This is a genomic window from Psychromonas sp. 14N.309.X.WAT.B.A12 (assembly GCF_030397575.1).
GTDB lineage: Bacteria > Pseudomonadota > Gammaproteobacteria > Enterobacterales > Psychromonadaceae > Psychromonas.
In genome coordinates this window covers 61978-84099 of record NZ_JAPNXS010000010.1, presented here as the reverse complement: position 1 = coordinate 84099, position 22122 = coordinate 61978, and the positions used below count along the sequence as shown (strand labels likewise).

Below are 22122 nucleotides of genomic sequence, written 5' to 3'. Positions count from 1 at the left end.
ACTGTGTCTAAAGAAAAATTTGAACGTAATAAACCACATGTAAACGTAGGTACAATCGGCCACGTTGACCATGGTAAAACTACTTTAACAGCTGCAATCTCTGCTGTATTAACTAAGAAATTTGGTGGCGACACTAAAGATTTCTCTTCTATCGATAATGCTCCAGAAGAGCGTGAACGTGGTATTACAATCAATACTTCTCACATCGAATACGATACAGAAACTCGTCACTACGCACACGTAGACTGTCCTGGACACGCCGATTACGTTAAAAACATGATCACTGGTGCTGCTCAAATGGATGGTGGTATCTTAGTTGTTGCTGCTACAGATGGTCCTATGCCACAAACTCGTGAGCACATCCTACTTTCTCGTCAAGTTGGTGTTCCACACTTAGTTGTTTTCTTAAACAAATGTGACATGGTTGATGATGAAGAGCTACTAGAATTAGTAGAAATGGAAGTTCGTGAACTTCTTTCTGAATACGACTTCCCAGGTGATGACCTACCAGTTATCCTTGGTTCTGCTCTTAAAGCTCTTGAAGGTGAAGCTGAGTGGGAAGACAAGATCGTTGAACTTGCTGACGCACTAGATTCTTACATCCCTGAGCCAGAGCGTGACATCGATAAGCCATTCATCCTTCCTATTGAAGATGTATTCTCAATCGCTGGTCGTGGTACTGTTGTTACTGGTCGTGTTGAGCGCGGTATCATCAAAGTTGGTGAGTCTGTAGAAATCGTTGGTCTTAAAGATACTGTTACTACTACATGTACTGGTGTTGAGATGTTCCGTAAACTTCTTGACGAAGGTCGTGCTGGTGAGAACGTTGGTGTTCTTCTACGTGGTACTAAGCGTGAAGACGTTGAACGTGGTCAAGTACTAGCTAAGCCTGGTTCTATCAAGCCACACACTAAGTTCGAATCTGAAGTATACGTACTAAGTAAAGATGAAGGTGGTCGTCACACTCCATTCTTCAAAGGTTACCGTCCACAGTTCTACTTCCGTACAACTGACATCACTGGTGCTGTTGAGCTTCCAGAAGGTGTAGAAATGGTAATGCCTGGTGATAACCTTAAGTTCGTTGTTGAACTAATTGGTCCAATCGCTATGGATGAAGGTCTACGTTTCGCTATCCGTGAAGGTGGCCGTACTGTAGGTGCTGGTGTTGTTTCTACTATCATCGAGTAATAATTACTCTTTATAGTTTTTAAACTACATTTAAAAAAGAGAGCTTAGGCTCTCTTTTTTTATGGGTTAAAGAAAGTGTTATTTATTAAAATCTTTTAGGTATCATGTTTCGCTATACGTGAAAGTGGCGCTATACCTGTAAAGACGTAGGTGCTTGTTTCTATAATCATCGAGTAATAATTACTCTTTATAGTTTTTAAACTACATTTAAAAAAGAGAGCTTAGGCTCTCTTTTTTTATGGGTTAAATAAAGTGTTATTTATTAAAATCTTTTACGTATCATGTTTCGCTATACGTGAAAGTGGCGCTATACCTGTAAAGACGTAGGTGCTTGTTTCTATAATCATCGAGTAATAATTACTCTTTATAGTTTTTAAACTACATTTAAAAAAGAGAGCTTAGGCTCTCTTTTTTTATACGCGAAAGAAAATATTTGTACGATGCTAAAAGATAGAGAAAACTACAGAATGTTCCGTACTTTATCGTTAATAACGACACATTTTTTCATTTTATAATTATCGAAGCTCTACCAAAGTTGTGATACATCTTTTAAGGGGCGCTGGCTTTAGCCTGCAGGGGTTTGTGTGTTGAGTTTGGTCTTTGATAGATAGGTGAATTAGGTTTCTAAGTGGCAGTGTTAAGGCGTTCTGCGGTATGTTTTTATTTACTGCTTTGTAAAAAAAGCGATATAGAAACTTTAAAATCGACACAAAAAGATCTGCAGGCTAAAGCCAGCGCCCCTAATATTAGACTATCGCTTGATAGCATTCGTTTATCCAACACACAAAGATCTGCAGGCTGAAGCCTGCGCCCCGAATATCAAGCTTTGCTTGATAGCTGCTGCTAGTCGCTTGGTTTTGTTTGTGGATATAACGAAGCATTCTTGGCTTTGTGATTTATGTTATCAATGAATATTACGATACATCTTTTGATGTTTTACGGTTATCAATGCAAGTTACGGCACATCTTGTACGGGGCGCTGGCTTTAGCCTGCAGTGTTTTGTGTGTTGACTTTGGTCTTTGATAGATATGCGAATTAGACACCTAAGGATAAGAGTTAAGGTGTTCTCGGATTATGCTTTGATTTACTATTTTGTAAGAAAAGCGATATAAAAACTTTAAAATTGAGATACAAAGATCTGCAGGCTAAAGCATGCGCCCCTAATATTAGACTTCGCTTGATAGAATTCGTTTATCCAACACACAAAGATCTGCAGGCAGAAGCCTGCGCACCTAATATTAGACTTCGCTTGATAAGCTTTCGTTTATCCAACACACAAAGATCTGCAGGCTGAAGCCTGCGCCCCGAATATCAAGCTTTGCTTGATAGCTGCTGCTAGTCGCTTGGTTTTTTTTGTGGATATAACGAAGCATTCTTGGCTTTGTGATTTATGTTATCAATGAATATTACGATACATCTTTTGATGTTTTACGGTTATCAATGCAAGTTACGGCACATCTTGTACGGGGCGCTGGCTTTAGCCTGCAGTGTTTTGTGTGTTGACTTTGGTCTTTGATAGATATGAGAATTAGACACCTAAGGATAAGAGTTAAGGTGTTCTCGGGTTATGCTTTGATTTACTATTTTGTAAGAAAAACGATACAAAAAACTTTAAAATTGAGATAAAAATATCTGCAAGCGAAAGCCTGCGCCCCGAATATCAAGCTTCGCTTGATAAGCTTTCGTTTATCCAACACACAAAGATCTGCAAGCTAAAGCCAGCGCCCCTAATATTAGACTTCGCTTGATAGCATTCGTTTATCCAACACACAAATATCTGCAAGCTGATGCCTGCGCCGCGAATATCAAGCTTCGCTTGATAGCTGCTGCTAGTCGCTTGGTTTTTTTTGTGGATATAACGAAGCATTCTTGGCTTTGTGATTTATGTTATCAATGAATATTACGGTACATCTTTTGATGCTTTACGGTTATCAATGCAAGTTACGGCACATCTTGTACGGGGCGCTGGCTTTAGCCTGCAGTGTTTTGTGTGTTGACTTTGGTCTTTGATAGATATGAGAATTAGACACCTAAGGATAAGAGTTAAGGTGTTCTCGGGTTATGCTTTGATTTACTATTTTGTAAGAAAAACGATACAAAAAACTTTAAAATTGAGATAAAAATATCTGCAGGCTGATGCATGCACCCCGAATATTAGACTTCGCTTGATAGCATTCGTTTATCCAAACACAAATATCTGCAAGCTGAAGCCTGCGCCCCGAATATCAAGCTTTGCTTGATAGCTGTCGCTACTAATTAGGTTTTATTTATGAATAGTATGAGCATATTTGGGTTTTATGTGAATGGCGTATTAGTTCGCTTCGCTCAGCGCTCCCTGATACCAAGATTCGTCTAATGGCTGTTGCCATTGACTAGTATTTTTTGAATATTAACCTGTATCTTTTATTTGTTTTATTTTAGCGAATAGCCGGTTAAAACTGTTCACTGCGTTGGGCGCTTTTGATGGCATATTCTGGCATTTTTGTGGCTAGTTTTGCCAGTTGTTGCTTGGCATCTGCTTTGACCTTTTTGTTTTCGAATACTGTGTTATATAGCGCATGGTAGGCTTCTTCGTAATCGTATGGGCTGCCGTAACCTTGGTTGAGTAATTTGATGTAGTTTATTTTTGCGTTTAGGTGGCCCAGTAAGGCTGCCTCTCTGAAGTAACGGATAGCTTTCTCTTTGTCTTGGATAACTAAGGTACCATTGTTGTAGTAACGGCCTAATTGTTCAATCGCGGCTAGTAAGCCTTTATTGGCTGCTTCATGTATATAGTACATGCCTAATATGGCATCACGGTCAACACAGACGCCCCAGGCGAGCATATCGCCCCATAGGTATACGTATGATGGTTCTTGTATTTTTAAGGCGTGAGCTTCAATATCCTGCACTAATTGGCAATCGTCAGCTTTGACCCGTTGCAGGTGTTTATTTTCTCTGACTAAGGCATTTAATTCATCTTGTGTATAAACTTGAATCACCTCATAGTCTTGCGCACTGGAAAGGTGGCTAGAAAATAAGCTGAATATGAGTAACGACCTTGCGACTGTTTTTATCATAAAATATTTATACCAAGTAAATTATCAACGTGAATATTAACTTATCGGCAGGTTTTATTTTTTCTGTAGCATAAAAAAACCTCTAAGCTAAGTAGAGGTTTTTTAGAGTAAAGATAGAAAGAGGGGAGTTAAATCCCACTGCCTTGTTCTTCGATAGGATCTTCGTGTAATCCACATTCTCGTTTTAGGCCAAAGAAGCGTGTTTCTTCTTCTGTCATGCCTAGTTCTAGTGGACGAGATGTTTGTACGTCACCTACTGATACATAACCTTGTTCCCATAACGGGTGGTAGCTTAGGTTATTCTCTTGTAGATAATAATGAACCTCTTTATTTGTCCAATCGATAATCGGTAAAAACTTAAAGCAATTATTCTGAATGCTTAGTACTGCTAAATCTTCGCGGCTTGAAGATTGTGAGCGACGTAAGCCTGAGAACCAAGTTTTAGCGTTGAGCTCTTTCAAGGCCCGCTTCATTGGTTCTACTTTGTTGATCTGGTTGTATTTGGTTAACCCATCAATACCTTGATCCCAAAGTTTTCCATAACGTGCTTCTTGCCACGCTGGACCATGCTCAGCTTTATATATCTTTAAATTTAAGTTTAGCTTTTCTGTTAAATCATCAATAAATCGATAAGTTTCAGGAAATAAGTAGCCTGTATCAGTCAATATAATTGGTGTGTCGGCTTTTACGCTGGTTACCATGTGTAAACAGACGGCTGCTTGTATACCAAAGCTTGATGATAAAACAAATTCACTTTCTAAATTGTCGATCGCCCATTGAACGCGCTGTTGAGCGGTCTGTTTTTCTAATAACTGATTAACTTCAGCCAGAGCAGTGGTCTGCTCGGCTTTAGATAATGTTAGTAGATGGGCAAGATCTAACGTATTAGGCATGGAAATCCCTAGCTGAAATGACGACTTCAGCGACAATACCTGCGCGGATAACAAAATCACCGAAAGCTTCACCTTCGTTGCGCTCTGCAGACCAACGAGCACTTAATGCATCTATTTCAGCTAATATTGTTGCTTCATCAACATTTTCTTTATAGATTTTAGGCACTCGAGTACCTGCTAAATCTGCACCTAGGTACATGTTGTATTTACCCGGACCTTTACCGACTAAACCGATTTCAGCAAGCATTGCACGACCACAACCGTTTGGACAACCAGTAACACGTAGGATGATGCTTTCGCCTGCTAAGTTGTTCTTTTCTAGAATCGCTTCAACATCATCAACAAGACCAGGTAAGTAACGCTCTGCTTCAGCCATTGCTAATGGGCAAGTAGGAAAAGCAACACAAGCCATTGAGCTCATACGTTGGTTTGATACTTTATCGCTGATTAAACCATGTTCACGTGCGATTTTTTCTATCTTCGCTTTGTTCTTAGGATCAACGCCAGCAATAATTAAGTTTTGGTTTGCTGTTAAACGGAAATCACCTTCGTGAATTTTAGCGATTTCTCGCATACCTGTTTTTAACTGCTTACCTTCAAATTGATCTGCTGGGAAGTCAAGAATACGGCCGTTTTCGATAAATAAAGTTAAGTGTTCTTTACCATCAATCCCTTTTACCCAACCAAAGCTATCACCACGGTGTGTAAATTTATACGGACGAGAATCTTCAAATTTAATACCTGCACGCGCTTCAACTTCTTCTCGGAATGCATGCGCTCCTACACGGTCTAATGTGTATTTAGTTTTAGCATTTTTACGGTTAACACGGTTACCCCAGTCACGTTGTGTGGTTACAACAGCGGCAGCAATATCTAATGCTTTTTCTTTTGGAATAAATCCAAAATCATCAGCACAACGAGGGTATGTTGAGTTGTCGCCATGTGTCATGGCTAAGCCACCACCCACAAGCACGTTAAAGCCAATTAATTTACCGTCTTCACTAATTGCAACAAAGTTTAAGTCATTTGCATGAACATCGATGTCGTTATTAGGTGGAATAACAACCGTTGTTTTAAATTTACGTGGTAAGTAATTACTACCTAAAATTGGCTCAATAACGTCATCTTCTGTTGTTTCAACGCGTTCTTCATCTAACCAAATTTCAGCGTAAGCACGAGTCTTTGGTAGCAAATGTTCACTCAGTTTAGTCGCCCACTCGTAAGCTTCTTGATGTAGCTCAGACTCAACTGGGTTAGAGGTACAAAGTACGTTACGGTTAACATCGCCAGCCGTTGCAATTGAATCAAGACCTACACTATTAAGTGTTTGGTGCATTAATTTAATGTTTGGCTTTAGTACGCCGTGAAATTGAAACGTTTGACGCGTCGTTAAACGAATGCTGCCGTAAGATGTATAATCATCAGCAAATTTATCAATGGCTAACCATTGCTCAGTATTAATAATACCGCCAGGTAAACGTGCTCTAAGCATTACGTTGTGTAATGGCTCAAGTTTTTGCTTTTGACGCTCAGCACGAATATCGCGATCATCTTGTTGATACATACCGTGGGTACGTATCAATTGGAAATTATCTGGAGTAAAACCACCGGTCATGCGATCTTGAAGATCTTCTAAGATAGTACCGCGAAGAAAATCACTCTCAGCTTTTAAACGTTCATTGTCGGCGTGTTTACCTTCAACAATCAGTACAGGGTTTTCAACTTTTGGTAAATCGTTGCTCATTAGTAAACATCCTTCTGGTAACGCTTGTTAGATCTAAGTGATTTTAAGTAATCTTCTGCTTGTTCAATGCTTAATTGGCCGTGCTCTGCAATGATGTCTAACAAGGTTTGGTGAACATCTTTTGCCATGCGGTTAGCATCGCCACATATGTATAAGTGTGCGCCGCGTTCTAACCATGCGAATACTTCGCTAGCGTTTTCTTTTAAACGGTCTTGTACGTAAATTTTTTCAGCTTGGTCGCGAGAGAAAGCAACGTCCATTTTCGTTAACAAACCCGATTTTAAGTAATTCTGCCATTCAACTTGATATAAGAAGTCTTGTGTGAAGGTTTGATCACCAAAGAACATCCAGTTATCACCTGTTGCATCACGTGCTTCACGCTCTTGCATGAACGCTCTAAATGGCGCAACACCTGTACCTGGGCCGATCATAATAACAGGAGTATCATCTGATGCAGGTAGGCGGAAGTTATCGTTATGCTCAACAAAAACGCGTACTTTTTGGCCTTCTTCTAAGCGATTCGCTAAGAAACCAGAAGCGCCACCTGTACGTGTTTTATCGTTAGCATCATAGCTCACCACACCTACAGTTAAGTGAACTTCTTCTTCTACTTCAGCTTGTGCAGAAGCGATAGAGTATAGACGAGGTGTGATTTTACGTAATGCGTCAACGAAAGTTTGTGCATCAACATCTGCTTTAGCTTGATTCACAACATCGATAATTTGATGGTTACCTGAAAACTCACGCGCAGCGTTTTTATCATTTGCGATAGCTTTTAGTTTGTCGTCACCAGACTTCTCGGCCCAAAACTCAATAAATGAAGGTGCTGTTTGGGTGATTTCTAGTTGCGTTAATAGCGCTTCTTTTACGCTAAACTCTGTATCCTCACCAGAAATGGTTAAACTTACTTTGTCATCAGCGCTGTAACCTAATTCAGTAATTAGCTCGTCAACCAGTGCTTCATCGTTTTCAAACCAGACACCTAAAGCATCACCTGTTTGATAAGTTAAACCAGACTCACCTAAATCAATCTCTATGTGGCGAACGTCTTTTGCTGAATCGCGGCCGGTAATTTTTTGGCTTAACGCAAATTCCGCAGCATATGGGTTCTGTTTAGAGTACTGACTCACTGTGCTTGCTGTTGCAATACCTGTAACTGGTACCGCTGTTGTTACTTGTGCCATTTCACCTTTTAAGGTTGTCACGACATTTGAGATCCAAGCTTCACTTTCGCTCTCATAATCGACATCACAGTCAACACGAGGTGCTAATTGACTAGCGCCTAACGCTTTTAAGCGTTCATCAAAGTCTTTACCTGTTTGACAGAAAAATTCGTAACTGCTGTCACCCAATGCTAATACGCTGTATTTTAGTTCAGGTAATTTAGGTGCTTTTTTACCTAATAAGAATTCGTGGAACTCAATCGCATCATCTGGCGCTTCACCTTCACCATTAGTACTAGCAACAATTAATAAATGAGTTTCATTTTTTAATGCTTTTGCTTTGTAGTCAGCAGTGTTTTTAAGGACCACAGTAAGGCCCGCTGCTTTTGCGCTTTCAGCAAGTTGACTCGCTACACCTTTCGCATTACCCGTTTGTGATGCGTAAAGGATAGTTAGCGTTTGACCTGCACTTTGTGTAGGAGCTGAAGCAGTTACTGGACCTTGGCTTACGCCTGCTAGGTAACCACTAACCCATGCAGTTTGTACTGCATCTAAGCCTGCTGTTGCTTGTTGCAACTGAGTCAATTGTGACTCAGATAAAGGCGATGTTAAAGCCGATAAATTGTTAAGTGCCATGAAGTAATTTCCACTATTACATTAAGATAAGCGGAGTTTACGCGAGGTTATTGAGAGGACAAAAGAATAAAAGTTACTCTTTTATAACTAAATGGCATTTAAAGTGTAGGGTTAATAATCATTATCATTTAAAGGCTTTTTTAAGCGGGAATAATATAATTAAGGGAGTAAGTTAAGAAGGGGAGAGTTTAGGTCTCGCTTTGTAGAGATAATTAAAAAGCCACTAAAAGAAACAGTTAGTGGCTTTAACAAAACCTAAATAGAGTAGTGTAAGCGAGTCATTAGAAGTGTATTTCTACACCTGCAAATAAACCTTTTACCTCTTGTGTACTGTTAGTGTGGTTAAGGTCTAACTCTTGTAGTTTGTAACCGGCACGTGCTGATACATTAATAAATGGTGAGTTTGGGTTAAATGTATAAGCCAAGCCAATTTCAGTATCTAAGTAATCATCGCTAGTTACTGAGCCTGCAATTACTTCAGCAAAGGCATGCATGCTGACACCTGGTACGTGTAATTTAGCAGCACCGTAAGCTTGTGCAATTGAAGCGCTTTCATTAAAACCATCTGCATCTGTGTAAGCGACACCTAAGTCAACTTCTACTAGGTCATTATCTAAAATTTCGTAGTATAAGATCGCATTTTTTGCTTGGCTATCTTCAGTGGTAAAGTCATCGTTTTGTAAATCAGAAAACTTAATTTTACCGTTTGGGATAAGTGGAATGAAATGTTCAAATGCAATGTAACCAGAGATGTTATTTGAACGGTCCGATTGGCCTTGGTATGTTGTTTCGTTAGTATTGTAATCAATACCTGCATAAACACCTAAGAAATCAGCCATTGCTGGCATGCTCATTGTAGCTGCTACCGCAGCGGCTAAAATTTGTTTTTTCATAATAGGAAATTCCTTTGTGATCTCAATTATTATTGGTGCTTAGTATCTGATTTTTTGTGAGACATTGTAATTTTTTGTATTGGTGAAGTGGTTTCGATTACATCTCCATTATCAAAATAGAGTGTAATATCAACACTGTCACCGGCAACCAAATCATTCTTTAAACCTAAAAACATGACATGGTAACCACCAGGTTGTAACTGTACGCTATTATGCCCCTTTATGAGTATAGACTCAACTTGGCGCATTTTCATCAAACCATCTTCACTAATGTGTGTATGTAGCTCAACACGATCTGCTATATCACTACTGACAGAGACTAATTTAACAGTTTCTTCGCTTTGGTTTTCTATTGTAAGAAAAGCGGCGCTATTTTTAACATGTGGTGGAGTCGCTCTAACATATTGCTCACTTACCATTAACGCTGCTGCAAAGCTATTTAGTGAAAACAAGAGTGAGCAAGCAACTAAAACGAAACGACTCATGGTTTTTCCTTGTCATGTTTAAAGAAGTAATAATAAATAAGATAGCCGAGTAGTATCCAAATACCAAATTTAAATAAGAAAGAAAGTGCGCCAACTAATATAAAGCAGGCAATCATAATAACCGCAATGACGGCTAAGCTTAGTACAGATATGCCAAACATAAAAAGTACAAATGCGGACATGAGTAGTGCAAAAAGCTCAAACATTTGAATCTCCTATAATAGTGAATAGACCATTTCATATATTGCTGTTGATTGATTTAGCTCGGCATATACAAAAAATGCAAAGTACAGTGACTGTACTTTGCATTAATTATACTGATATTAACTTAAATTACTTAGCGAGTTTATCTAAGCTAATCTGTTGTATTAAGCTCGTAAAGACTTATCGCCACGAGCAATACCACACACACCTGAACGAACCATTTCAACTATTTCGCTTGATTCATCCATTGTTGCTACAAATGCATCTAGTTTTGCACCTGCACCAGTTAACTGAATCGTGTATAAGTTTTGTGTAATATCAACTATTTGACCACGATAAATATCACTTGTGCGTTTCACTTCTTCACGCGCTTCACTACCAAGGGTACGTACTTTAAGTAGTAACAATTCACGTTCAACATGCGGTGTTTGTGTCAACTCTGAAACGCGTAATACATCAACTAATTTGTGTAATTGTTTCATCATTTGCTCAAGCGTTGCGTTATCAACCACATCAGTGGTGATAGTCATACGTGACAAAGTATTATCGTTGGTTGGGGATACGGTTAATGACTCAATGTTATAACCACGTTGTGCGAATAAACCTACAACACGTGCAAGTGAGCCTGATTCATTCTCAATTAATACAGAAATAATTCTACGCATCAGTTTGCTCCGTTTTGCTTAGGTACATGTCTTCCATGCTGCCGAATTTAACTTGCATTGGATAAACGTGCTCTTCAGGGTCAATTGCAACATCGACAAACACCACACGATCTTTCAATTCAAATGCACGTGTGAGTGCAGGCTCAAGCTCATCAATGGTATCTACTTTAATACCAATATGGTTATAAGCTTCTGATAATTTAACGAAATCAGGCACACTATCCATGTAAGAGTGAGATTGACGGCCACCGTAAAACATTTTTTGCCACTGTTTTACCATACCTAATGAACGGTTATTTAATAATAAGATAACAACTGGAATATTGTATTGCATACAAGTAGATAACTCTTGAATATTCATTTGAATAGAGCCATCGCCTGTAACACAAACTACCGGACGATCTGGGAATGCAATTTTACAACCCATTGCTGCTGGTAAACCGAAACCCATTGTGCCTGCACCACCAGAGTTGATCCATTGGCGAGGTTCTTTGAATGGGTAATATTGTGCTGCAACCATTTGATGTTGACCAACATCCGATGTCACAATGGCATCACCTTTTGTTACCTTGTATAAACATTCAATCACTTGTTGTGGTTTGATATGTGTATCTGACGTTTGGTAAGCAAGGCAGTCTTTAGCGCGCCATTCATTGATTTGATCCCACCAAGCTGCAATGTCTTTGCTGTCATTAGATGCTTTAGTTTCATCAATCAGATCTAACATCTGTTGTAATACCACTTCAACACTACCTACAATCGGTAAGTCAGCATGGATATTTTTTGAAATAGATGTTGGGTCGATATCAATGTGCATGATCTTTGCGTTTGGACAGAATTTATCTACGTTATTAGTTACTCGGTCATCAAAGCGTGCACCACATGCAAAGATTAAATCTGCATTATGCATTGAACGGTTCGCTTCATAAGTACCGTGCATACCTAACATACCGATAAATTGCTCGTGCTCACCAGGGAATGCGCCAAGGCCCATTAGGGTATTGGTAACTGGTAAGTTTAGTTTTTCAGCAAGTTGTAATACTTGTTTTGAGGCATTGGCAATGATTGCACCACCACCTACGTATAAAACAGGTTTTTTAGCACTTACTAATGCTGCAACAGCACGTTTGATTTGTCCTTTATGGCCGCTTAGTGTTGGGTTGTATGAGCGTAAGCTAACACTTTCAGGATATTCATAAGGGAATTTGTTAAGTGGGTTTTGTACATCTTTTGGTAGGTCAATAACTACCGGGCCAGGTCGGCCTGTCGATGCAATATAAAACGCTTTTTTGATCGCCTTTGGAATATCTTCCGCAGTACGACAAGAGAAACTGTGTTTTACAACTGGGCGAGAAACACCAATCATATCTGTTTCTTGGAAGGCATCATCACCAATCCAAAAAGTCGGTACTTGACCTGATAAAACAACTAATGGAATAGAGTCCATATAAGCGGTTGCAATACCGGTAATACAGTTTGTAGCGCCTGGTCCTGCTGTTACTAATACACAGCCAACTTTACCAGTTGAGCGTGAATAAGCATCTGCCATGTGTACAGCAGCTTGTTCATGACGTACTAAAAAGTGTTCGATTTCATCAGATTGAAAGATTGCGTCGTATATATCTAATACTGAACCGCCAGGGTAGCCAAAGATATGTTCTATACCTTCATCCTGTAAAGAGCGCACTACCATTTCTGCGCCTGAGAGCATTTCCATGAGTTGTATCCTTATACAATCGGTTAATTGCGTCGTTTTCTACCTGTATCGGGTAGAAGCGAACCTTGTGTAAATGAATCACTAACGTGACGTTAATGAAGCTCTAACTTTACGTTAATCAAATTAAAATGCATCCTATAATTGCTATTTATTAGCCTTTTTTATTGACTTATTTGTGGTCTATCCAGTTTTTATTAATAAATTTTAGGATTGATATATTTTTCGCTTACTGATTGTTTTGCTAGGTTGATGTTTTTTTGTAATCTAATTCACTGTTTTAAGCGTATTACTGCAACAGACTAAGGCTTTATATTGGCTTTATTGGTTGTTAATAAAAATTGTTGTCGTGAACTCCTTACAAATTCTCATTGTTCTCTATTTATTTACGTAATAATTGGTTAAAATTCGGCTCTTTTTATTAATAAAACAAATAGCGAGTATTGATGTTTGAAGTAAACCCAATTCTTAATCAACTTAAAGACCTAACTGAGCGTGCTGAAATGCTTAGGGGGTACCTTTGACTACGACGCTAAACTAGAGCGTTTAGAAGAAGTAAGTCGCGAGTTAGAATCATCTGAAGTATGGAATGATCCAGATTATGCTCAAGCTTTAGGTAAAGAGCGTAGTAGTCTTGAGTTAGTGGTTAAAACCATTGATGCCTTAACTGCCGGCACTGACGACATTGAAATGTTAGTTGAGATGGCTGTTGAGGAAAATGATCAAGATACTTTTGATGAAGCAATTAAAGAAGCAAACGACCTAGAAAAGCAATTAGAAGTACTTGAGTTTCGTCGTATGTTCTCTGGCAAGCAGGATGCGTGCTCTTGTTACCTTGATATTCAATCAGGCTCTGGCGGTACAGAAGCACAGGATTGGGCAAACATGTTACTGCGTATGTATTTACGTTGGGGCGAAGCTAACGGGTATAAAACTGAGTTAATGGAAGCTACGCCTGGTGATGTTGCTGGTATTAAAGGTGCGACGATCCGTTTTAGCGGTGAATATGCATATGGTTGGTTACGTACTGAAACCGGCGTTCATCGTTTAGTACGAAAATCACCTTTTGATTCATCTGGCAAACGTCATACTTCATTTGCTTCTGCTTTTATCTACCCTGAAATTGACGATAATATTGATATTCAGATTAACCCAGCAGATCTACGTATTGATGTATATCGAGCGTCGGGAGCGGGTGGTCAGCACGTTAATACAACAGAATCAGCGGTGCGTATTACCCATACGCCAACGAATATTGTTGTACAATGTCAAAATGACCGCTCACAACATAAAAATAAAGATCAAGCGATGAAGCAGCTTCGCGCTAAACTCTATGAGCATGAGTTGCAGTTGCAGAACGCAGAAAAACAGATTAACGAAGATGGTAAGTCAGATATCGGATGGGGAAGTCAAATTCGTTCTTACGTATTAGATGATTCTCGTATCAAAGATTTACGTACTGGTGTTGAAAACCGTAATACGCAAGTGGTGTTAGACGGTGATTTAAATAAATTTATTGAAGCCAGCTTAAAATCAGGTTTGTGATTTTAAGTCAGGTTTGCAATAACAATCATTTTAAAAATTGAAGTAAAAGATAGGAACTATCATGTCAGAGCAAAACAAAGCAGAAGCACCACAGGTCGAGTTAAGCGAAATTCTTGCGCAACGTCTAACTAAATTAGATGCAATGCGTGAAAAGGGACAAGCTTTCCCAAATGATTTCCGTCGTGAAAATATCTCTGACGATCTACATAAGCTATATGATGCAAAAAGTAAAGAAGAGTTAGAAGAGCTAGCAGTTGAAGTAAGTGTTGCTGGACGTATGATGACACGTCGTATTATGGGTAAAGCAAGTTTTGCGACTATCCAAGATATGGGCGGTCAAGTACAAGTTTATGTTGCACGTGATAACTTGGCAGAAGGTTTTTACAATACTGAATTCAAAAAATGGGATTTAGGCGATATCGTGGGTGCGAAAGGTGTTTTATTTAAAACACAAACAGATGAATTAAGTATTAAAGTGTCTGAAATTCGTATCCTAACTAAAGCGTTACGTCCACTACCAGACAAGTTCCACGGTTTGTCAGATACTGAAGCGTGTTACCGTCAGCGTTACCTTGACTTAATTGCTAATGAAGAATCTCGTAAAACATTTATTTTACGTAATAAGATAGTTAATGCGATTCGTACTTACCTAAACGACCGTCAGTTTATGGAAGTAGAAACACCTATGCTACAAGCGATTCCTGGTGGAGCAACGGCACGTCCATTTGAAACATTCCACAATGCGTTAGACTTACCTATGTACTTACGTATTGCACCAGAATTAAATCTTAAGCGTTTAGTGGTTGGTGGTTTTGAGCGTGTATTTGAAATTAATCGTAGCTTCCGTAATGAAGGTGTTTCAACACGTCATAATCCAGAATTCACAATGATCGAGTTCTACCAAGCATACGCTGATTACATTGACCTAATGAACTTAACTGAAGATATGTTACGTACTATTACTGAAAACGTATTAGGTTCAAGTATCGTTAAATACGGTGAAGAAGAGTTTGATTTTGGCAAGCCATTTGTACGTTTAACCATGAAAGAGTCAATCTTAGAATATAACGAAGGGATTGAAGCTGCTGAGTTAGATAGCATGGAAGGCTTAAAAGCATTAGCGAAACGCTTAGATATTCATATCAAAGATAGCTGGGGCGAAGGTAAAGTCTTAACAGAGATCTTTGAAGAGACGGCTGAGCACAAATTAATGCAGCCTACTTTCATTACTGCTTACCCTGCAGAGGTTTCACCGTTAGCACGTCGTAACGATGATAACCCAGATGTAACAGACCGCTTTGAATTTTTCGTCGGCGGTCGTGAACTAGCAAATGGTTTCTCTGAGCTAAATGATGCACAAGATCAAGCACAGCGTTTCATGGATCAAGTTGCACAAAAAGAATCAGGTGATGATGAAGCGATGTTCTACGATGCTGATTACATTACTGCTCTAGAGCATGGTTTACCACCAACAGCGGGTGAAGGTATTGGTATCGACCGTTTAGTGATGCTGTTTACAGATAGCCATACCATCCGTGATGTATTGCTATTCCCACATATGCGTCCACAAGCTAAATAATATAAGCGTTAATCGCTTTTATTGAGTATTTAAGCCTCGTTGATACGGGGCTTTTTTGTGCCTATGATAATTGTATTAGTTACGTATCGATTGTTATATCAGTTCTGTTAATTATCTACTCATCTAATTCACGGAGTTGGTATTATTTTAGCGTTGTCTGAGTTTCCTTTTGGCTATTAGCGATTGGGCTATCTATTAATACTTATTTATCAATACAAGCTCCCCTGTTTTCTCCCCACCATAACTGATTTATATCAGATGGCCATTATTCGCAATAAAGTTAAAAATAATGTCTATTTATTTGCAATGAAAATTAGTTGTGACCTAAGTCACTATATTTATGGCTCATCAATTACTTTAACTTTTTACTATGATCATTTATTGATATTTATGTAGTTAGTCTAGCGCTATTGTATTGATTTAATGAAGTTGAAAAGCTCAAATGAAAAATATTAGTAATATTGTTTATAAATCAACTACATTTGTTTTTTGTATGTGATATCTAAAGTATTTGATAACAACTTGATAAGTTTGAATTTGTGATGACTTTTTCTGAAATTTTTAAATATAGCCATAGGTCTTTTAGAGGACAATAACGCATACCAGCAAGGTGCGGCAGTTATTGTGAATAATTTTTAAATTAACTCTAAGGATATTAAAAATGAAAAAGATACTAAAAAATAAACCTGCTGTTATCGCTGCTGGTATTGTAGGCGCTGTTTTATCTATTAACCCTGCTGTAGCTTCATGCGGTGCTTCTTGTGATGTGTTTTGCTCTCCATGTAAAGCTAAATCCACAAAAGTCGTTAACCCATGTGCCGCAGCTAATCCTTGCGCAGCGAAAAACCCGTGTGCCGCAGCTAATCCTTGCACAGCGAAAAACCCGTGTGCCGCAACTAACCCTTGCGCAGCGAAAAATCCATGTGCAGCAAAATAAGCGTTATGCGTTGTAACGATTGGTAAGCGGTATTAAATAATGGTGTATTACTTTTACACCATTATATTTTTATTTATAAGGTGAGGCCTATATGTCAAATACGCTAAGTTGTTTTACCTGTGAAGCAGATATCCCACTTGAGATGCCTTTACTTGAGCATATTGATAATGTAGATGAGATGCTCAATGCTGCTCAAACCATAAAAGAGTGCCAGCGTTTATTAGATAAAGCAGGCATTAATGTAGTAAGTGAATTACTTAAAGGGCAGGGCACTTTTTATCAGTTAAATCACTACCCTGAACAAGATGTTTATGATGATGAATCTCATTGTCAGTATTATTATCATAATCATAGAGGCGTAGAAGGGGAACACGGTCATTTTCATACCTTTATACGCTCTCCTGGTATTCCTGAGTCGATAAAACCAATGAGTGGGTTGATGCAATCTGAGCCTTGGCCATCGGGTGAGAATGCGCTTGCTCATTTTGTTTGTATTTCAATGGATGATGAAGGTTTACCAATAGGTTTATTTGCTATCAACCGTTGGGTCTGTGCACAAACATGGTATTCAGCTGAAGATACGATTGCGCTATTAGATCGGTTTTATATTGATCATGCTTACCCTAACTTGGTGGTGAACCAATGGTTAACGGCTATGTTTGTATTATTCAGGCCTTATATTGTGGCGTTATTAAGACACAGAGATAAAGTCATTGCATTAAGGCAAGTAAACAATCCTGATGTTGATGTATTGGAAGACCGTGAGTTAGATGTAACAGGTTCATTTACTATTACAGTTGAGCAGTGGGTAGCACAATTAAATACGCTATTAGAGTATAAAGAGGGATAAATACCTTCCATTAAAAAGAGCATAAAGTGATGCCTTCATGCTCGTGTCTGTTAATTTTCTTAAAATATAAGTTTATCTTGTATTTGCTCTACAAAATGAATTAACCCTGCTTCATCGACTTCGTTAAAACGGTCTGTTACAGGGCTATCAATGTCTAATACAGCGATTGTTTTACCTTGGTTGTTAATCGGCACTACAATTTCAGATTGGCTTGCTGCGTCACAGGCAATATGCCCTGGAAATTCATGCACATCTGCTATGCGCTGTGTGGTATTAGTGCTGAATGCTTTACCACAAACTCCTTTATCTAATTCAATACGTACACAAGCTACATTCCCCTGAAAAGGGCCTAGTACGAGTTGTTGCTCTTTGTAGAGGTAAAACCCTACCCAGTTAATATTGTCTAAGCTGCTGTTCAGTAGCGCACTTAAATTAGATAGATTGGCGATCAGATCTTTTTCATCTTCAATTAGCGCAACGGCTTGTTTTGTTAATGAATGGTAATCAGCTAATGTTTTCATTTATACCTGCTATATCGGTTGAGATTATTTACTCAGTATCAGGCTTTATTCTCTTAAATAAAATAGATAGTTAAGAGAATTTACTGTTTTTTTAAATTATTTTATTTTTTGCACAGTATTTGCACATTCTGTTGTTATTGTTCTGACGAAATTTAAACCTTATAGGATTTTTTGAAATGAAAAATAGTTCAAACATATTACTGGCTTTAGTAATGTCTGTGGGTGTTATGAGTCAAAGTTACGCTGCCGATTCTGATCAAGGTCGACCTGAAGGCGGTCCTCAAGGTGGTCCGCCACAATTTTCTTCTGTTGATACTAATGGTGATGGTGAGCTTACTTTTGAAGAGTTTTCTGCTCAAGAAATTCCCCATGGTGATCACCAAACTGTATTTGATGACATGGATTCAGATGGTAACGGCGTAGTGAGTGAAAATGAGTTTACTAGTTTTAAACCACCTCGTCAGTAAGCTTAAAATAAATGATATAGCGAGCATTCTATTTATGACGTTAGTGCATATCGATTCGTTATCTCAGCAACAGTTTTTCTAAACATAGATTTTTCTAAGCTTAGGAATAAAGGTACTTTCCATTTCGACCTTAACGGAAAGCAATAATAATAATAACCCATTTATGTGGCCAAGGGACATAAGATCCTCGTCATGTAAAGTAAGCTAGTCGTAAATATTTATATTAGCTTATATAAATGGGATTTAAAGTGGGTAATTTGATCTATATTATTTTGATACAGGTAGTATAAATCATTCTATAAACCCGTTAGTGTATCAATAAGCTAACGGGTTTAGTTTTTTGTACAATAGGTAACATCGACTCTAGTTTCTCTCGCCCTCTGCTCTATCATTCTGTATGTTATTAAAATATTGGTCCTATTTGTTATTAACGCAATGAATTTAATACCTGTTACACAAGCATGAGATACCTCCATGAAAATACATAATAAATTATTCCTCGTTTTTTTCGGCTTTAGTCTTGTGCTGGTAACTGCGTTAGTTTTATTAATACAATGGAGTATTGGTAAGGGGATTGTTGAGTATGTTAATAGCAAGGAGGTTGAGTCATTAAAGCCCTTGATTACTGAGCTTCAAAATGAATATCAAAAAAATAATAATTGGAATGGCATACAGGGCAGAAATAGATATTTTGGACATCTATTATTTTTATATTCTCAAGGGCTAGAGCCACAAATTCAACCTCCTCTTTATGAACCAAAAAACAATACCAGATTACCAAGAGCAGATAAGTTTGTGTCTCCTTCAGAAAGAAGGCGTCCCCCTCCAGTCGATTTGAATGAAGGTTATGCACTGTTCGATGCTAATGACGTTATTATTGTTGGGCACTATATTGAAGGCATAGATTACAATCGAATGGCTATTGTTGTTGACCAGGTTAATATTGGTTGGTTAATGATCCCTAAACGTAAACAGCTAACTGATGGCTTCGAATTAGACTTTTTCGAGCAACAGCAAAGTTATTTATGGTTGATTGCATTAATTACCATGGTATTGGTTATTTTGATTACGCAGCCATTAGCGAGGCATTTAGCTGAGCCTATCAAAAAAATTATTTTAGGTATGCATAAACTTACCCAAGGTAATTATCAGCAGAATATCGATGTCAAAAGAAAAGATGAGCTAGGTGAACTGGGCCGAGATTTTAATGAACTAGCACTCACACTTTATGAAAATGAAAGTGCTCGTAAGCGTTGGCTAGCAAATATTTCACATGAATTACGCACACCTGTTGCTATTTTAAGAGGTGAGTTAGAAGCGATCTTAGATGGGGTGAGAGCGTTAGAAAAACAAAATATAGAATCAGCAAATGATGAGGTAAAACACTTACAGCATTTGATTGATGACCTACACCTGTTAACCAGCGCTGACATCGGCGGTATGCATTACCGTAAACAAAGCCTCGATATTGGTCTTTGGTTAGAATCTGAAGTGCCTAAATATACCAGTTATCTTGCAGATGCCAATATTAAACTAGAAGTCGAGAAACAGTCTGGAGAGTACTTAGCGTTTGTGGATACCACTCGTTTATGCCAACTGTTTGAAAATATCATGTGCAATTGTATTAAGTACTCGATGGCTAGTTTAGTCAGGTTATCATGGGAGGTGATAACTGATGAACAACAAAATCATATGCGTATCAAAGTCGAAGATAATGGTGTTGGTGTAGCTGAACATCACTTAATGCATCTTTTTGAATCTTTATACCGTGTTGAAAATTCGAGAAACCGACAAACGGGTGGATCTGGATTAGGTTTATCGATTTGTGCGCATATTGTTAGTGCACATCAGGGGAGAATTAAGGCCGCTAAAGCAAAACTAGGTGGTTTGGCTGTTATTATCGAGTTGCCCTTGGAATAATATAAGAGGAAGAATACTTGTTTGGCACTCAGGTTAATCTTGTATTATTTGATATCTATTTCTACTTATTTAACCCTAATTTTACTTACTTAGAGTTAGGGTTATATTAGATTGAGGTTATTTAAAGGAGTTACCAGTGGCAAGTTCAATTTTGATTGTGGAAGATGAAATAAAGTTAGCTAATTTACTCGGTGACTACTTTAAATTGACTGAGTATGTACCACATCTTATTCACGATGGTAATCAAGTTGTTGAGTGGGTCAAAGCCCATCAGCCTAGCGTTATCTTATTAGATCTTATGTTACCCGGAACAGACGGAATCACACTATGTAAAGCGATCAGAGCTTTCTCTGATGTGCCAATTTTAATGGTGACGGCGAAAGTGGATGAATTGGATCGACTGCTCGGTTTAGAGTTAGGTGCCGATGATTATATCTGTAAGCCTTTCAGTCCAAGGGAAGTAGTGGCTCGAGTTAAAACGGTCATGAGAAGAGTACAAAGTCATCATACGCTTGCTTCTCCTGGCTTCTCTCTTGATGAAAACCGTCTTGTTGCTGTTTTTAATGGCATAGAAACGTCGTTAACCTCTGTTGAATTTCAATTAATTAAACGTTTGGCAAATAAACCGAATCGCATTTTTACTCGTGAGCAGTTAATGCAGAATATGTATTCAGATGATCGTATTGTAAATAACCGTACAATCGATAGCCATATTAAGAAATTAAGAAAGAAGTTGATTGATATTACTCTGGGTGAGGATTTGATTCAGTCGGTGTATGGAGCAGGGTACCGTTTAGTTTTACCTGACTAACAGGCAAGAAAAGCGAGCCGACACCGCTATTTATACAGGTTTATGCGTTAACCTGAATTGATATTAACTAATTATAAATATCATAAGATAAAAAAATACCCGCACGAAGGCGGGTATTTTTATAACATTAAAGTGTTTTTACTGATTACTCAGCTTCAACAACTTCAAGGTTGATAACTGCAGTTACGTCAGAGTGTACTGTAACAGTAATCTCGTAAGAACCAGTTAAACGTAAAGCGCCTTCAGGAAGACGAACTTCACTTTTAGCAACTTCTACACCAGCAGCAGTGATTGCATCAGCAATATCACGTGTACCGATTGAACCGAACAGTTTACCAGCATCACCAGCTTTAGAAGTGATAACAACCGCTTCTAATGCAGTAAGTGCTTCACCACGTGCTTGAGCAGCAGCTAGGTTAGCAGCTTGCTTAGCTTCTAGATCAGCACGACGTGCTTCAAAAGCTTCTAAGTTAGCTTTGTTTGCTGGTACAGCTTTTTGCTGTGGGAAAAGGAAGTTACGTGCGTAACCTGCTTTAACATTTACTTTATCGCCAAGTTTACCAAGGTTAGCAACTGTATCTTGTAGGATAATTTCCATAATCTATAGCTCCTATTTACTTGTGTAAATCTGTGTATGGTAAAAGTGACAAGTAACGTGCACGTTTGATTGCGCGCGCTAATTGGCGTTGGTATTTTGCACTTGTGCCAGTAATACGGCTAGGTACGATTTTACCACTTTCAGTGATGTAGTTTTTTAATGTAACAACGTCTTTGTAATCAATCTCAACAACATTTTCTGCTGTGAATCGACAGAATTTACGACGGCGGAAGTAACGAGCCATGGTAG

At 38.4% G+C, this 22122-nt stretch carries 20 protein-coding genes; 8 read left to right on the top strand and 12 right to left on the bottom strand.

Annotation, left to right across the window (positions count from 1 at the left end; translation table 11 throughout):
* Positions 1-3 precede the first annotated feature (3 nt).
* Entirely contained in the window at positions 4-1188 is a 1185-nt protein-coding gene (gene tuf / locus OW492_RS13375; RefSeq protein WP_290040656.1) for an elongation factor Tu, read from the top strand.
* A gap of 2433 nt (positions 1189-3621) precedes the next feature.
* On the opposite strand, the gene OW492_RS13370 is transcribed toward tuf, so the two are convergent.
* From OW492_RS13370 to OW492_RS13330, 9 genes are all read right to left on the bottom strand, one after another.
* A complete protein-coding gene (locus OW492_RS13370) occupies positions 3622-4248 on the bottom strand; it encodes a flagellar protein MotX (protein ID WP_290040654.1) in 627 nt (208 codons plus the stop codon).
* 128 nt (positions 4249-4376) lie between these two features.
* Entirely contained in the window at positions 4377-5141 is a 765-nt protein-coding gene (locus OW492_RS13365) for a phosphoadenylyl-sulfate reductase (RefSeq protein ID WP_290040652.1), read from the bottom strand.
* A complete protein-coding gene (gene cysI, locus OW492_RS13360; RefSeq protein ID WP_290040651.1) occupies positions 5134-6885 on the bottom strand; it encodes an assimilatory sulfite reductase (NADPH) hemoprotein subunit in 1752 nt (583 codons plus the stop codon). Before cysI ends, OW492_RS13365 begins: the two co-directional genes overlap by 8 nt.
* Positions 6885-8684, bottom strand: a complete 1800-nt coding sequence (locus OW492_RS13355; protein WP_290040650.1) for an assimilatory sulfite reductase (NADPH) flavoprotein subunit — start codon at positions 8682-8684, stop codon at positions 6885-6887. Before OW492_RS13355 ends, cysI begins: the two co-directional genes overlap by 1 nt.
* 281 nt (positions 8685-8965) lie before the next feature.
* Positions 8966-9577 (bottom strand): TIGR04219 family outer membrane beta-barrel protein, encoded by a 612-nt coding sequence (locus tag OW492_RS13350; RefSeq protein WP_290040648.1) that lies wholly within the window; start codon positions 9575-9577, stop codon positions 8966-8968.
* A 29-nt stretch (positions 9578-9606) separates the two neighbouring features.
* Positions 9607-10062 carry a copper chaperone PCu(A)C gene (locus tag OW492_RS13345; RefSeq protein ID WP_290040645.1) on the bottom strand — a complete coding sequence of 152 codons (456 nt, stop codon included), beginning with the start codon at positions 10060-10062 and terminating at the stop codon, positions 9607-9609.
* The gene (locus OW492_RS13340) at positions 10059-10268 is read right to left on the bottom strand and encodes a hypothetical protein (RefSeq protein ID WP_290040643.1); all 210 of its coding nucleotides are present in this window, start codon (positions 10266-10268) and stop codon (positions 10059-10061) included. The genes OW492_RS13345 and OW492_RS13340 overlap by 4 nt, the downstream gene beginning before the upstream one ends.
* A gap of 162 nt (positions 10269-10430) precedes the next feature.
* Positions 10431-10931 carry an acetolactate synthase small subunit gene (gene ilvN / locus OW492_RS13335; protein ID WP_290040641.1) on the bottom strand — a complete coding sequence of 167 codons (501 nt, stop codon included), beginning with the start codon at positions 10929-10931 and terminating at the stop codon, positions 10431-10433.
* Positions 10924-12648, bottom strand: a complete 1725-nt coding sequence (locus tag OW492_RS13330) for an acetolactate synthase 3 large subunit (RefSeq protein WP_290040640.1) — start codon at positions 12646-12648, stop codon at positions 10924-10926. Before OW492_RS13330 ends, ilvN begins: the two co-directional genes overlap by 8 nt.
* Positions 12649-13091: 443 nt before the next feature.
* Here OW492_RS13330 and prfB point away from each other — a divergent pair.
* The 4 genes from prfB (at position 13092) to OW492_RS13310 (ending at position 17556) form a co-directional block, all read left to right on the top strand.
* Positions 13092-14190, top strand: a protein-coding gene (gene prfB / locus OW492_RS13325; protein WP_181817787.1) for a peptide chain release factor 2 whose coding sequence is annotated in 2 segments (ribosomal slippage) — positions 13092-13166 and positions 13168-14190 — 1098 coding nt in all. Because the reading frame shifts where the segments join, the coding sequence is not laid out codon by codon here.
* 61 nt (positions 14191-14251) lie between these two features.
* Positions 14252-15769, top strand: a complete 1518-nt coding sequence (gene lysS, locus OW492_RS13320) for a lysine--tRNA ligase (RefSeq protein WP_290040637.1) — start codon at positions 14252-14254, stop codon at positions 15767-15769.
* A 661-nt stretch (positions 15770-16430) separates the two neighbouring features.
* Positions 16431-16706 (top strand): hypothetical protein, encoded by a 276-nt coding sequence (locus OW492_RS13315; protein ID WP_290040636.1) that lies wholly within the window; start codon positions 16431-16433, stop codon positions 16704-16706.
* Between the two features lie 91 nt (positions 16707-16797).
* Positions 16798-17556, top strand: a complete 759-nt coding sequence (locus tag OW492_RS13310) for a hypothetical protein (RefSeq protein WP_290040634.1) — start codon at positions 16798-16800, stop codon at positions 17554-17556.
* A 59-nt stretch (positions 17557-17615) separates the two neighbouring features.
* On the opposite strand, the gene OW492_RS13305 is transcribed toward OW492_RS13310, so the two are convergent.
* Complete coding sequence (locus OW492_RS13305; RefSeq protein WP_290040633.1) at positions 17616-18077, bottom strand: GAF domain-containing protein; 462 nt, start codon at positions 18075-18077, stop codon at positions 17616-17618.
* Positions 18078-18253: 176 nt separating this feature from the next.
* On the opposite strand from OW492_RS13305, the gene OW492_RS13300 reads away from it, so the two are divergent.
* The 3 genes from OW492_RS13300 (at position 18254) to OW492_RS13290 (ending at position 21275) form a co-directional block, all read left to right on the top strand.
* Positions 18254-18544 (top strand): EF-hand domain-containing protein, encoded by a 291-nt coding sequence (locus tag OW492_RS13300; RefSeq protein ID WP_290040632.1) that lies wholly within the window; start codon positions 18254-18256, stop codon positions 18542-18544.
* A gap of 474 nt (positions 18545-19018) precedes the next feature.
* Entirely contained in the window at positions 19019-20464 is a 1446-nt protein-coding gene (locus tag OW492_RS13295) for an ATP-binding protein (protein ID WP_290040630.1), read from the top strand.
* A 136-nt stretch (positions 20465-20600) separates the two neighbouring features.
* A complete protein-coding gene (locus OW492_RS13290) occupies positions 20601-21275 on the top strand; it encodes a response regulator (protein ID WP_290040628.1) in 675 nt (224 codons plus the stop codon).
* A 145-nt stretch (positions 21276-21420) separates the two neighbouring features.
* Here OW492_RS13290 and rplI read toward each other — a convergent pair whose 3' ends face one another.
* Together rplI and rpsR are read right to left on the bottom strand one after the other, a co-directional pair.
* Positions 21421-21873 (bottom strand): 50S ribosomal protein L9, encoded by a 453-nt coding sequence (rplI, locus tag OW492_RS13285; RefSeq protein WP_113820526.1) that lies wholly within the window; start codon positions 21871-21873, stop codon positions 21421-21423.
* Between the two features lie 16 nt (positions 21874-21889).
* Positions 21890-22117, bottom strand: a complete 228-nt coding sequence (rpsR, locus tag OW492_RS13280) for a 30S ribosomal protein S18 (RefSeq protein ID WP_113820525.1) — start codon at positions 22115-22117, stop codon at positions 21890-21892.
* Positions 22118-22122 lie beyond the last annotated feature (5 nt).